At 33.1% G+C, this 14597-nt stretch carries 13 protein-coding genes; 3 read left to right on the forward strand and 10 right to left on the reverse strand.

All coding sequences use genetic code 11. The annotated features are described in order from the left end of the window. Positions 1–22 precede the first annotated feature (22 nt). On the forward strand, positions 23–787 hold the full coding sequence (locus tag ACUN0F_RS23905; protein ID WP_001194290.1) for an alpha/beta fold hydrolase: 765 nt from the start codon (positions 23–25) through the stop codon (positions 785–787). Between the two features lie 98 nt (positions 788–885). Here ACUN0F_RS23905 and entFM read toward each other — a convergent pair whose 3' ends face one another. After that, positions 886–2148 carry an enterotoxin EntFM gene (gene entFM / locus ACUN0F_RS23910; RefSeq protein ID WP_098221780.1) on the reverse strand — a complete coding sequence of 421 codons (1263 nt, stop codon included), beginning with the start codon at positions 2146–2148 and terminating at the stop codon, positions 886–888. A 699-nt stretch (positions 2149–2847) separates the two neighbouring features. Here entFM and ACUN0F_RS23915 point away from each other — a divergent pair. Beyond that, complete coding sequence (locus ACUN0F_RS23915) at positions 2848–3018, forward strand: hypothetical protein (protein ID WP_000789341.1); 171 nt, start codon at positions 2848–2850, stop codon at positions 3016–3018. A gap of 41 nt (positions 3019–3059) precedes the next feature. Here ACUN0F_RS23915 and ACUN0F_RS23920 read toward each other — a convergent pair whose 3' ends face one another. Both ACUN0F_RS23920 and ACUN0F_RS23925 read right to left on the reverse strand, forming a co-directional pair. Further along, the gene (locus ACUN0F_RS23920; protein ID WP_445540297.1) at positions 3060–3662 is read right to left on the reverse strand and encodes a nitroreductase family protein; all 603 of its coding nucleotides are present in this window, start codon (positions 3660–3662) and stop codon (positions 3060–3062) included. 397 nt (positions 3663–4059) lie between these two features. Beyond that, positions 4060–5013: a D-alanyl-D-alanine carboxypeptidase family protein gene (locus ACUN0F_RS23925; RefSeq protein WP_327973516.1), complete on the reverse strand. Its 954-nt coding sequence runs from the start codon at positions 5011–5013 to the stop codon at positions 4060–4062. Between the two features lie 188 nt (positions 5014–5201). Between ACUN0F_RS23925 and ACUN0F_RS23930 the strand changes: the two genes are divergently transcribed. Then, positions 5202–6203, forward strand: coding sequence for a S66 family peptidase (locus ACUN0F_RS23930; RefSeq protein ID WP_445540298.1), 1002 nt, complete (start codon positions 5202–5204; stop codon positions 6201–6203). 91 nt (positions 6204–6294) lie between these two features. On the opposite strand, the gene ACUN0F_RS23935 is transcribed toward ACUN0F_RS23930, so the two are convergent. From ACUN0F_RS23935 to cydC, 7 genes are all read right to left on the reverse strand, one after another. After that, positions 6295–6741: a DUF6376 family protein gene (locus ACUN0F_RS23935; RefSeq protein ID WP_000695207.1), complete on the reverse strand. Its 447-nt coding sequence runs from the start codon at positions 6739–6741 to the stop codon at positions 6295–6297. Between the two features lie 90 nt (positions 6742–6831). Further along, positions 6832–7053, reverse strand: coding sequence for a hypothetical protein (locus tag ACUN0F_RS23940; RefSeq protein WP_000459113.1), 222 nt, complete (start codon positions 7051–7053; stop codon positions 6832–6834). Between the two features lie 128 nt (positions 7054–7181). Then, the gene (locus ACUN0F_RS23945; RefSeq protein WP_046955013.1) at positions 7182–7748 is read right to left on the reverse strand and encodes an acyltransferase; all 567 of its coding nucleotides are present in this window, start codon (positions 7746–7748) and stop codon (positions 7182–7184) included. Further along, positions 7741–8871, reverse strand: coding sequence for an aminotransferase class I/II-fold pyridoxal phosphate-dependent enzyme (locus ACUN0F_RS23950; protein ID WP_445540299.1), 1131 nt, complete (start codon positions 8869–8871; stop codon positions 7741–7743). Before ACUN0F_RS23950 ends, ACUN0F_RS23945 begins: the two co-directional genes overlap by 8 nt. A 19-nt stretch (positions 8872–8890) precedes the next feature. Then, positions 8891–11452 carry a glycosyltransferase gene (locus ACUN0F_RS23955; RefSeq protein ID WP_445540300.1) on the reverse strand — a complete coding sequence of 854 codons (2562 nt, stop codon included), beginning with the start codon at positions 11450–11452 and terminating at the stop codon, positions 8891–8893. Positions 11453–11558: 106 nt separating this feature from the next. Continuing rightward, positions 11559–12707, reverse strand: coding sequence for a hypothetical protein (locus ACUN0F_RS23960; RefSeq protein ID WP_445540301.1), 1149 nt, complete (start codon positions 12705–12707; stop codon positions 11559–11561). 163 nt (positions 12708–12870) lie between these two features. Continuing rightward, the gene (gene cydC, locus ACUN0F_RS23965) at positions 12871–14595 is read right to left on the reverse strand and encodes a thiol reductant ABC exporter subunit CydC (protein ID WP_000073474.1); all 1725 of its coding nucleotides are present in this window, start codon (positions 14593–14595) and stop codon (positions 12871–12873) included. Positions 14596–14597: the final 2 nt, after the last annotated feature.

Genomic DNA, 14597 nt, shown 5'->3' on the forward strand with positions numbered 1-14597 from the left:
GTTATTGAAAGGAGTATCCTTTTTGCAAACAAATATACATTCCGAAAAGGAAACAATCATTTTTATTCATGGATTAGTCGGCAATCGTCGTGCCTTCAAAAAAGAGCATAAGCGATTTTCCGCCTCTTACAACATTATTACTTATGACTTATTAGGTCACGGCGACGATAAAGGAGAAGCTATCGAATTTTCATTACAGCGCCTCGTAGATCAACTATTGAAATTATATGAAATAGAAGGTATTACAAAAGCTCATATTTGCGCTCTAAGTTATGGCTGTTATATCTCTACAATTTTTGCACAAATGCACCCAGAAAAAGTATTAAGCATTTGTCATATTGGTGGACATTATAATAATCCATCCCTTTTATATAACGTATTTCAAAAATTTTGGGAGAAGCGCGGAGACGAATACTCTAAATGGCTCTCTCAATATGCAAATACCATTTTTCCAAGTGGCATACTAAAGGCAAATCCGTTCGCAGTCATTTCAAGAAATATTTATTACCGTTTCGGATTGCAATTACATTCATCAATTATTTCCCAATCATTACGGCATCGTTTAGAATTCGATTTAAAATCTAAATTAAAATCACTTCCCCACCCTATATTATGGGTAATGGGTGAACATGATCATCTCTATAAATCTTGTCTTTTTGATTTAAAGTCCATTCTTCCTAACGTTTTATATAAAGAAATACCGTTAGCAGGACATGCAGCAAACTTATTTCGTCCCAACTACTTTCATGACCTATACGCTCGATTTTTAACTGGGAAGTTACAGTAAAAACTACTACATTCCCAATTTACTCAACTATAAAAAGGCTTCCCAAGTTTCCCTGGAAAGCCTTTTCTCTATACGAAAAGTATATAAACTACTTTTTCTTAGTATGCTTTTGTGTAACCTAACATGTGCTTGCTCCAGTAAGAGTTGCTTACAGAACTAATACGTACACCAGTTGCATCAGTTTCTGCACTAATAAACTGACCGTTTCCTAAGTAAACACCCATGTGAGAAGGACCTGATTTATAAGTATTTTGGAAGTATACTAAATCACCTGGTTGTGGATTGCTAGTTTTTGTTTTAGAGCTCCAGTATCCAGCAACTGTTTGACGAGCGCCTTTATGACCAGTTTGATTTAATACGTAGTGAATGAATCCACTGCAGTCAAAACCAGCAGGTGTTGTACCAGCAGTTCTGTATGGTGAACCATTTAAAGATCTAGCGAATCCAGCGATTGAAGATGTATCTCCACCTGTTGTTGGTTTTTGTACGTCTTTACCTGGTTGTTGAACGTTATTTGTAACGTTGTTTACTCCGCCTTTTACAAACTTAACGAAGTCTGCACTTACGTAACCTGTACGGCCGTTATGGTTAATTTTGTACCAACCATTTTCAGCGCCAGTAACGTTTAATACTTTACCTTGTGTTACGCCACCGATTACAGCGTTGTATGTAGCTGGGCCTGTACGTACTTTTAAAGCACCAGTGTTAACAACATAAGAACCACCAGTTTGAACTGTAGTAGTATTGTTGTTTGTAGTTGGTTGTTTTGTTTCGTTAGATACAGCAGAACCACCTTTTGTTACGAAGTCTTTGCTTACGTATCCAGTTCCACCATTGAAGTTGATTTTAAACCAATCTTGTACTTCTCCAACAACTTGCACTGTTTTACCTTTATTTACAGAGCCTAATACTGTATGAGATGTACTTGGGCCTGTACGTACGTTTAGTGAAGAAACGTTTACTGTGTAAGTACCAGTTCCTTGTTGAACAGTAGTTCCTGTTTTACCACCAGTCGTTACGAAGTCACCACTTACATAACCAGTTTGACCGTTTACAGTTACTTTGAACCAACCGTTTTCTTGTCCAATTACTTGTAGTACTTGACCTGATTTCACTTTAGAAATAACGTTATGTCCTGTACCAGCACCTGAACGTACATTTAATACATCAGCTGTTACCGTGTATTTTAATTCAGAAGTTGTTTCTACCTTTTTTGTTTCAGTTACAGTCGTTTGAGTTTGAGTTTGTCCATTAATTTCTTTTAGCGCCTCATTTGAAACTTGTGCTTGAGCAGAATCCATACCTGGAACTGCAACACCTACTACTGAAGCTGCTGCTAAACCTGCAATTACTTTTTTCATAAGTTGTCTTTACTTCCTTTCCCTACTATCCTCTTTAAAAAACTTATAAACTTAATACTTTACAATATTATTAAAGTAAAATATTCATTAAGTTCCATTTTTTAACAAGAGTTTTATTTTTCACACAGAGTTCATTTTAAATGAATGAAGTGAATTCCGTGTGAACTTCATGTGAACTTTACCATTAAACTTATTGTTTTTGCAATGCTTTTTTCAATTCTCTTATGTATTTCATTGAAAATTCGACATTTCATTCATTATCTTAATATACATTGTCTATCCACTTTGAAAAACCCTATTCATCTAATCCAATGCAAAGAATGTATTTCCTAGTAAAGCTCCTCCCATGAAGCATACTCTTATCATGACAAAAAATACTTTTTTTATCAATAGTATAATATTTTTAGAAAACTATTTTTGATACTATCTATCACTTATAAAAGATTTGACGATTTGTAAGATTTAACTTCAAAAATTCTGTTCTAATTTGGCGAAAACACACACACCACTACCCACTTTTCACTAACTATGGAATTTATAGGATATTTATATTATCATATATATAGTGGTATTTTAACCAATACAAATTTTATTTACCCTACACTGAAACCTATCGAACTTTTACAGGGCGGTACATTGAATTTTGAGATGGAAGTCTTATTGCCCGCAAATATTGGGATTAAAAAAGGAGGTATATTTATGAAAAACATAATAGATGATCCTATAAATAAAAATATAGAATTATACTATGCTTTTTTTCAATTCGTTTCAATTATTACCTTACAAAAAATATCAACTATTGAAACACGTAAAAACGAATTAAAAGATCAGATGAAAAATTCCTATCAAAAAAATCCTTATTACTTATAAAAGGTGAACAGGTTGTATCCCTGTTCACCTTTTATCTCGCATTATTTATAAATTTTCACACGATTTTCTAAAGGTTGGTATTTTTTTTCACCTGCAGTTACCACCGGTTTACCAAACGGCATTTGCGCAGTAAGTTTCCAGCTTTCTGGAACATCCCATTCTTTTCTCACTTCTTCATCAATTAATGGATTGTAATGCTGCAATGTAGCACCAAATCCTTCAATTTCTAAAGCTGTCCAAATTGCAAATTGTAACATTCCTGAGGATTGCTGTGACCACGTCGGGAAATTCTCTTTGTATAATGCAAAGTTTTCTTGCAGTTCTTCCACTACTTGACTGTCTTCAAAGTATAAAACCGTTCCATAACCACTTTTAAATGCATTCATTTTTTCTTCAGTAGATGCAAAGTTTTTTTCAGGTACAATTTTTCGTAACGTTTCTTTCGTAATATTCCATAACTTATCATGTTGTTCTCCTAGCAAGACGACAACGCGGGCGCTCTGAGAGTTAAAAGCTGAAGGTGTATGTTTTACAGCATGATAAATCACTTCTTGAATTTTTTCATCAGAAACTACTTGCTCTTTACTAATCGCGTAAATAGATCTTCTGTCTTCAATTGCTGTGTAAAAATCTTTTGCCATCATAATTCCCTCCAATTTTCATTTGAGGCTTTTTCATATGTATACATCATGTTCCGCCTCTTAAAACTTATCATTAATAAGCTTCTAACTTTATACTATCAACAAACAATAATAAAGTGAAACTTTAATCAGTGGGGGTTTTCTTCATCCCCCACTGATTATTAGTTGAACCAATCGGACTTTTATGGGCAGTTGATCCACCTTCTAAATTCTTTGTTTTCGCTGAATTTTGAGGTGGGGGTCTTACTGCCCATTAAAGTCGGATAAACTCAAATAATAACACTCACATTTTTTACCTTTTTACTTCCTAATACTAACAATAAAAAGGCAATTTATTGTTACCGATAATAAGTAACAACAAATTGCCTTTCTTATATGATGATCCAACTCAGTATTTCACTTAATTAACTAAGCCAAATGCATAAGACATTAGCTTGTTCGTCTCTGTAAAACGCTTCGTTTTACCTTTCGTTCCCATTACAACAGTAATAATACGAGTATCACCTTGTTTTGCTGTACCCGTAAAACAATACCCCGCGCTATCTGTAAATCCTGTTTTTAATCCGTCTATTCCTTCTATATATAAAGCTTTATTATTTTTGTTTAACATATCATTTGTACTTACAACATTAATATTATTAAATGCTAACTGACTTTGACGTAAGTGAGTCACTTCTAATATTTCTGGATAGTCTTTTATTAGATGATACGCCAAGTTTGCTACATCAGCAGCCGTCATCTTCGTCTCACTTCCATCAGGTTCTTGTAGTCCTGATGCATTTGCGAATTTAGCATAATCCGACATTTTTAACTCCTTCGCTTTTGCATTCATAAGCTGAACGAAATCTTTCTCCGTCTTAGCCATATGTTCTGCTAAAGCCACAGCCGAATTATTTGCCGATTCAATCATTAATGCATGGTACAAATCTTTAACAGTCAATATGTCATTCACTTGGACTGGGATTCTCGCACCCTCTGTTTGTGCCACTTTCGCACTCATTTTCACCGGATCTTCCCAGCGAACTTTCCCATTATGTACATTTTCTAATAGAAGATACGCTGTCATCATCTTAGACATGCTTGCTGGCGCAAAAGCTTCTTTTTCATTATGTTGATAAATAACATCTCCATTACTCGCATCAATAATCATAGCTGCTTTTGCATCAATTTCCGGTGGTATGTACTTTGGTGGCACTACTTTTTCAGCTAATCCTGTTTTAGGTAGTTCTGCCACCTGTAAAGGTTGTCCCTCTATATTTGTTGCACTCTTTTGAGTTCCTTGGAATAAGAACCAACATATCCCTAAAATAATGACTACTAGGATCGTCAGCCTTCCCCATTTTAACCGCTTCATTTCAAAACTCCTTTAGCAAACCTTTTATACACTCACGTTTAACCATAACAATAATTACTTTATATCGTCAAGGCAAAAAGCATATTTATTCATCTAATACATTTATGTTACAATTAAAATACCGAAATATAAGAATATTCAATGTTATATTGTCGTAATTTAACTACTTAATAGAAAGGATTCTTACGATGCTACTTCCAAAATCATTAAAATACGGAGACACAATCGGCATTTATTCGCCCTCTTCACCAGCAACCTACACTTCTCCAAAAAGATTTGAACGAGCGAAATCTTATTTACAACAGAAAGGATTTCACATATTAGAAGGTTCACTAACAGGTCGATATGATTATTATCGCTCTGGCAGTATACAAGAGCGTGCTGAGGAACTGAATACTTTAATAAGAAACCTTAATGTATCTTGTATTATGTCAACAATTGGCGGTATGAATTCTAATTCATTATTACCTTATATTGATTATGATGCTTTTCAAAATAACCCCAAAATAATGATTGGCTATTCAGATGCAACAGCTTTATTGCTAGGGATTTATGCCAAAACAGAAATCCCTACATTTCACGGTCCGGCACTCGTCCCCTCCTTTGGAGAATTTGAGCCGTTTGTAGATTATACATACAAATATTTTGTAGAAACATTACTACATGATCAAATGCTTCCTTACAACATAAAACAACCTTTATTTTGGTCAGATGAATTTATGAATTGGGAAGAGAAGACGATAGAAAAAGAACTTAGACCAAACAATTGGATTTCTGTAACAAATGGACAAGCTACTGGACGTATTATTGGAGGGAACTTAAATACAATAGAAGGAATTTGGGGTAGTCCTTATATGCCATGTATTCAAGATGGGGATATTTTATTTATTGAGGATAGTTCAAAAGATGCAGCTACTATTGAAAGAAGCTTTTCATTACTTAAAGTTAACGGCGTATTTGATAAAGTTTCAGGTATTATTCTTGGAAAACATGAGCAATTTGATGATTGTGGTACAAATCGCAAACCTTATGAAATATTATTAGAAGTACTGCAAAATCAAAGAATTCCTTTATTAGCTGACTTTGATTGTTGTCATACCCATCCGATGATCACTATGCCGATAGGTGCTCAAGTGAACATGGATGCAACTAATAAAACAATACATATTTTAGAACAATGGAAGATATAAAAAAACACTTATATTATAGGAAGAAAATATTATAAACTTTTCCATTAGAAAACATAAAAAAGCTCCGTTCATCACAAAACGGAGCTTTTTATTATTGTCCTAAATTTTGAACCTTCTCTTTCAAATCACGAACTTGATCAATCGTCTGCATAAGCTCAGAGTTTTTAAATTGCTCTACATCCACTTTTCCTTCTTCTATCTTCGTCATTGCCGTATCAATTAATGTATTTAACTTTTCGTTATATCCGACGATTTGCTGATGAAGATCCTTTGCTACATCAGGTGGTGTTAATTCATTGAAAGCGGGTATATCTTGTTTAATTTCACTAAGCTTCGTTTCTAACTCTTTTCGAGCTTCGCTATCATTAACAGCCTTTTCAGCTAATGCTGGTGCATCATTTGCAAATGCACTTATTTCATTTACATAGTCTGTCGCTTTTTGAGCATAATCTATGGAGTTCTTTCCTTGCTCTACTAGTGAACATCCCATTAAACCAATTGAAACTATAAATACTAATAAAATTGATTTGATTTTCATTTTAGACTCCCTTCGCCTTTATAATTGTCTGCAATTTTCTCTATGCATAACTTCTAGCTAAATTACTTATAACCTTTTTCAAATAGCTATTTACCCTCGTACATGCCCTATTATCGTTACAACATCTATTTCTATATTTACGCTAATAATATCTTCAATTATATCCATATATCCTTGTCCTATAGCTGTTCCATAGTGTAATGTAAGCCCCTTCTTTTCATACACTGACTTTGGCACCGAAAAAATAAACCTCCTCAAGTTACTTTCATCAGCTGGTTCCATAATTAAAACAATCCCATCCTCATCAAACATATACGCTCGCCCTCCAACTTTACATTCACTATGGCTCAGTATTGCCTTTGTCAGCTAAATTTAAAACATAATAAGTTAAGATACAACTTTGCTGTATCATAAAAATAAAAAACATTAATTCTTTTTTGTTAAGAATTAATGCTTTTTAAAAAATCATTTTCTGACTCTAGCATCTTTTTTTGACGAGGTTTTATTTTTCTTACGGGAACTCCAGCATAAATATACCAATCATCTAAACTCTCTTTTACCATACTCATCGCACCAACTGCTGTGCCTTCTCCTACAGTTACATTTGGAAAAATAATAGAATCAGCACCAATAATCGTATGTTTTTTTAAAATAACTTTTCCTGTTTTCACATTCCTATATTGATTCGGGACAGTTGGCCCCATTAATGTATTTCCACTGAAATCATCTAGTACTGCATATACGATTGTTTTAGCTGAGATATTTGCAAAGTCATACATTTCAATCCCAACTTCCCCTCCATATAACGCTGTATACGCTGATATATGCGAATAACTTCCAATTGTGATTTTACCACTTAAAATACAAAAATCATCAATTCTTACATTATTACCAACTGATATAACACCTGGATTATATATACTTGCTTTTTTACTAATCAATACATTTTTCCCAACAGATAAAAATCCAATTTTCTTTAGCTCTTCTTGACTATAAAAACTATTCATCTGCCGACACCACCTTCTGCCCTAAACAGATTACAATTTGTTCTACTATTTCTTTCGTCATTCCTTCCCATAAAGGTAAACTTACTATTCGTTTGGCTATTTTATTCGTTTCTATTAAATCTGTAGACTTATAATTTCTAAAAAGAACTTGTTGGTGGCATGATGGTGAAAAGTATAATCTAGCTTCTATTTTCTGTTTTTTCAGTTCTTCTATTACTTGTATGTTGTGAACTTCTTCCGGACAAAGAATAGGCATAAATTGTTGAATAACTGCTTCTGTCTTTTGGAGTTTCCATCCTTTTTTCGTTAATCCATTACTTTGTAACAATTGTTTATACCATTCAGAAATACGGGTGCGTTCTTTTAACTTTTGATTCCATTTTTTCACAGTCGCAATCCCAACAGCTGCCGCATATTCAGACATTTTACAATTAAACCCCATCATCGTACATTCACGATTTTTATCAAATCCGAAATTACCCATTCTTTTAATACGTTGTATATCTTCTTCCTTTTTACTATATATGAGCCCTCCTTCACCAATTCCGAACGGCTTTGTTGCATGAAAGCTATATACGATCATACCACTAAAATCCTGACCGTAATGCATACTTCCATTCATTAACCCAAATCCCGGTGCCGCATCTACGACAACCGGAATACCCTTTTTCTCTAATTCTTCATATTTTTCTAAGTCCATCCATGATCCAAAAGTTGCGTATGGGACAACAATCGCAACCTCTTCTTTTAATTCTTCAATCTTATCCCAAAGTACTGTTTTATCCATATACCAATCATCTATTGAAATATCAATAAAATAAGGTTCCAATCCACACCAAATAGCCGCTAATGGAGTCGCAGGGAATGTAAAACTAGGCATGAGGGCATATTTTCCTTTTCTTCTTTTCTTAAGTTGAATAGCGGCCATTAACCCTAACGTTGCGTTTGCCACTGTTGTAACAGCGCCCCTGTTCTGAAAAAATTCCGACATAATTGTTTCTTCAAAACGTTGATTTATAGGTCCATAATTCGTATATATGTGAGATGTATCAATTTCCTTCAATTCGTCCAAATACTCAATTACAGGTACAGTTGAAGCACGCAAAAAAGGAATATTCTCCATATCTATCTATTCCTTCCTATCATTTTCGGACAATATAGAGCGTATCTGTTTCAGATAATCCAAATTTCCTAGCACTTTTCATTCCTTTTCTTTCAGCTACGTTATATAATTCCACCTTAAACCCTGCATTCATTAATCGTTGAATGAATCCCGATTGATTATAAATTCTCACATGATCTTCTTGACCAAAAGCTAATTTTCTCAATTGTGGTGTTACAATTAATTTATTTTCTATAATAGAATCTACATTCATTACGATTGGTACTTGAATAATCCCCCATCCATTTGGCTTTAATACTCTATATAACTCTCGCATTGCTTTGTCATCGTCAAGAACGTGTTCTAATACATGGCTACATAAAATTACATCAAAAGTATTACTATCATATGTAATGCTTGTAACGTCAATTTCCTTCATTAATGGATCCTTTGGTTCTATATCCCCACATACATACGTAATATTTTTATACTCGTTAAACCAATCTCTTAACTTCTCTTCAGGTGCAATATGAAGCATAGTGTATTCTCTACTTAACAAGTCCGTTTCCATTTCAATGTACGCACGATACAACCTTTCACGATCCATTGAACTACAAACTGGGCATATCCCTGTATCTTTATTCCACATCTCAAATTTATATTTCGGAAAATCATAATGTGCTGGCCAAGGTGAAAATTTTTCAAATTGCTGATTGCAATATTGACAATAACAACATTCTTTCTCAAACATATGAGTGACTAGCTTGTTTAACCCTTTTTTTATCTTTTCATTATAAATTTGATCTAGTTCCCCATTTCTTACCGCATCCTTAACTATAAATCCCGCATTTTCTAAACAATAAGATAAACTCTCTTTATAATCTCTCTCAGAACTTAAAAATCCACTATTATATGCATCTATAATTAATTCAATCCACTCTTCAATTGTCATTAAAATAAAATGTATTTGTTTTTGATTTTGTCCACTATGTTGTCTAAAATAACTAAGAGGTTCTTGTATATAAACTACTTTTCCTTTCCTCATCATATCTAGCCAAGTTGCAATGTCATTAATAGAAGAATAAGCCTTTCCTTTAAAATACCCAAACTTCCCTTCAAACAAATCTCGATTAAACAGAACAGTTGTCGGCTCACCAACTATATTTTTTAAATTTTTTAATATGTAATTTCCTAATTCTTTTCCTTCAAAAAGTGTAGTTTCTTTCGCAATTTTCATATTCAATGTTGAGGGGGGTAATATCTCTCCATTCTCATCAATCAGTTCACGATATGACGTCACAAATGAAATATTTTCTAACGTCAAAAAGTATTTCATCATTCTCTCGATCTTTTCATGATGAAATAAGTCATCATCTAATAAAAAGTTTATATAATCCCCGTTCGCAAGTTCTATACACTTATTAAAGTTTTCAGCAACTAACGGAGTTTCATTTTTAGCATATGTAATACACTCATATTCACGTAAATACGGTTGAATCATAGCATTAACTTCATTATTTGTACTGTCGTCAGAAATAATAATTTCAATATTTTCATATGTTTGATTCAGTGCGCTATTGAGCGCTAATTCCAAGTAATAAGGTCTATTGTACGCGGGAATAAGTATACTTACTTTTGGTAAAGGAGAATTATTATTTATATGTTGTTTTTTCTTTTCTATGTTTATTTTCTTTCGCCTAATTTTTTGATAATAGTCTAATGTATACAATATCGATGATGGAACTATCCTTCTTGCATAATCTAGAAAATTAGTTATCGCTTTGTCTAATTCTTTTTCGTCGGATAAGAAACCATATTTTTTTCCTGCTATAATACTATGTGAAAAATCTTCTAACCCATCCATCATTTTATTAGATTCATTTAACTGTTGATCTGGATGTAATCGAAAGTAACTAAGTGTCTCTGCTATATATACTGCTTTTCCTTTACTTAATAAAGATAACCATGAAGCTATATCTACGTTACATAGATACCGCCTCTTATCAAAAATCCCATACGGTTCTTGTAAATCATTTTTACGAAATAAAACTGTTGTCGGTTCTCCAATATAATTTTTTTGATCCACAATTACCCTATTTGCTAATTCTGTTCCCTCTATAATCGTATCCTCTTCAAATAAACGAACAGTTGAATAAATATGTCGTAGTTCTTTCCCTTTATCATCAATTACTTGGCGATGAGATGTTACAAGCTTAATTTCATTATCTAGATCATTCAAAAAATACTTCATCATTTTTTCAATTTTATTCACGTGAAATATATCATCATCCATTAAAAAGTTTACATACTCACCGTTCGTTTCATTAAATAACATTAGCGTATTTTCAAATTGTCCGAGATTTGACCTGTTTTTTATATAAATAATATTTGAATGATTACATAAGTATTTTTGTAACACCTTTTCTGTTTCGTCATTCGTACTATCATCTCCAACTATAATTTCTATATTAGGATACGTTTGTTCTAACACACTACATAATGCCTTTTCAAAGTAGCGAGGTCGATTATACGTAGGAATTAACACACTTACCAACGGAAGTTGATCTACCACCTCTACAGTTCTTTCAATACGAGTTCTCATTTTACTCTCTCACCTCTTCGCATATTATTTGTATACGCGATGCAAAAATCACATTACTTTAACTGTATGGAGCCTATATACTTTTATGCAAATATGAATCGAAATATCATACTTTTCGTTCCTGAATAAACATATTTAATAACGCGGACATTTTATTTGCACCTTTTTTATTCATATGATCACTATCATAAAAATCTTCATCACAAAATAATGGTGAATCAAATAGATCTATGATTTGAAAAGAATATTGTGCTTGAAACTCATTTATAACTTTATAAAAATCTTCTTTTAATTTCTTACTACTACAATTGAAATAATGTGAAGTAACAGGGAAGACAACAATTAGTGGCTTTATATCATTTTTTAACAGTAATTCTAAATATGTTTTAAAAATCGTTTTATTTTCAACTAAAGTATGAGGATACGACAATTTAGCATGTGAAGCTGCTCTCATTTTCCCATGTTCTTCAAAAGGAATATGAAGGGGAGTGGTATTCCATTCAGCATTTATCCAAGGTAGTATCAATGATTCATCTTTTAGTTCGTCTAATAAAATATATTCAAAATGCAAATTAAAAATAGAAAAAAGTGGTTTCGGACTATCTAGATGTGAGAATCCATCAGTGGGTAGAGGAGAATGAACTACAGTATGATGACCGTCTTGAAACAATGGATAATATACTTTGTGAATTCTATATGCTTCAGATGATAACGACATGTCAAAGTAAAAAGAGAAATAGGCTATTCCTATCAAACAATATTGAAATGAATGATCGTTTGATAGAAGTTGTGACGCTATTAAATAATCATAGTACAGATCTTGCGATGGAAGTGTTAATTTTATTGACTTTTTTGAGAGGAGCTCCGTACTTATGCCACAATGCGGATAAGACAAACCGGTAGCAAACAATTCATATGTGGGATCACTCTTTACTTTTTTCATAGACATGTATAAAAACATAAGATCCGGATTTATTTGATATATAGAAATTAATTTATTCCTCCATTCATACATGTATTTTGTTAAATTAATAATTTTTTTACTTTGCACGCCCTTGTTTATCAATTCATTTGTAAGTTTTTCTGCGTCCACTCTCCAAATGACTATATATTGAAAAGAATTTTCTATACGAACAATAGTTGAAACGTCTACAACATGAACTATTGTTTTACATTTATTTTTGTCTAATGCATTTTGAATCCTTGCCCCTGATACTTCATCACTTAAAACAATAATTTTATACTGCTCCTTCATATATATCCCCCTCCATTATATGTATAATATGAAATTCATTTTTCATTCATAATGATCATATACATCTGCAATCCAACATTAAAAAAGAATAGAATATTCATTTCAAAACAAAAATAGCTCCACCATTTGGCGTAGCTATTTTAACAATTATTACTTATTCAAACTATATTCCTTTATCTAACTCATAAAGCTTTCGATACTTCTCGTTTTCTTTCAGAAGTTGTTCATGACTGCCTTGCATCACAATTTGACCACGATCAAGGAATATAACTTCATCTACATGTTCAATTCCTACAAGGTGGTGTGTAATCCAAATAACAGTCTTTTCTTCTGTTGCAGAAAACATTGTTTCTATTAAAGATAGTTCTGTCTTTGGATCTAAGCCGATCGTAGGTTCATCAAGTACAATAATTGGAGCCTCTTGCATTAGCGTTCTAGCAAAAGCAACCCGTTGTCTTTCTCCACCAGAAAACCTTTTCCCCATTTCATGCATTTTTGTTTGCAATCCATCTGGAAGAGAAGCTATATGCGAAGCTAATTGTGCTTTCTCTAAAGCTGTCCATATCTCTTCATCCGTAGCCTCTGGTTTACCGATTCGCACATTATTTCCAATTGTCGTATCGAATAAATGCGGTTTTTGATTCAATACAGAAATATATTTTGATAAAAGATTCGTATGAGCATGTTCACTATGCAATAAAACTTCACCATGCAACGGGCTTAGCGCACCTGCTAACAATTTTAACAAAGTAGATTTTCCTGTTCCACTTCTTCCTAAAATGGCGATTTTCTTTCCTGCCTTTATTTGCAGTGATACTTCTTTCAATACAAATTCATTACTATCTGGGTAACTATACGATACATTATTTAATTCAATGTCTATATGTTTTGATGCAACATAATCTTTATCCTCATGTAATTCCTTTTCATCCTGTAAAACATCATTAGCTTCTACTTTATTTAGACGATGAGCAGATTCTACATATGATGGAATTCGATCGATAGCATCTGAAAGAGGAATAAGCGCGTTTGTGACTGATAACGTCATTAAGACGAAAGCCGCAATAACGGTAGGTGCAATCTGTCCACTTGCCGCCTCATTTCCAGTCCATATGATCATTGAAATAACTACAATCCCCACTACTAATTGAATGATACTGTCCCGAATATGATTCCAGCGCTTCATTCTTTTTTCCGTTTTTAACAACTGAGCATTTTGCTCTACATACTTATCAATGAATTCATCTTTTCTACCACTTGCTTGCCAATCAGATAACCCAAAAACAGCGTCTGTTAGTTGTTGATACAAACGGCTTCTTCCTTGCTTTAAAGTAACATGATGCTGCTTCATTAAAAGTAATGATACAAACGGAAGAAGAAAAACGATAATAGCCAACATACATGCTGCAATAAGTGCAAATACTACGTCAAATGCACCGATAACAAGTATGAATATGCTATATACAACTAATGCTAATAGACTAGGAAATATTGTACGTAAATATAGGTTTTGCAAATGCTCTATATCTTCGGATAATATACCTAACATATCGCCCGTTTGAAATCGTGAGCGGAAAAATAACGCCTGCGGTTCTACTATTCTATATAGTTTCGTTCTCATCTTTTCTAATATGCGTAGTACGACATCGTGTCCAACTAAACGCTCTAAATAATGAAATACCGCTTGTCCTATACTAAACGCACGTGTTGCAACGATAGGAACATATACAGCCATTACATTTTCTGGTCTAAGAGCAGATTTAGAGATTAAATAACCTGAAATGAAAAGTAACATCGCACCTGAACTAACTCCAAGAAGACCAAGGAAAATAGTTACAGTCATTCTACCTTTATTTTGCTGTATATAAGGTTTAATCCAGTTACTCATCT

The organism is Bacillus sp. 1A (genome assembly GCF_052682215.1).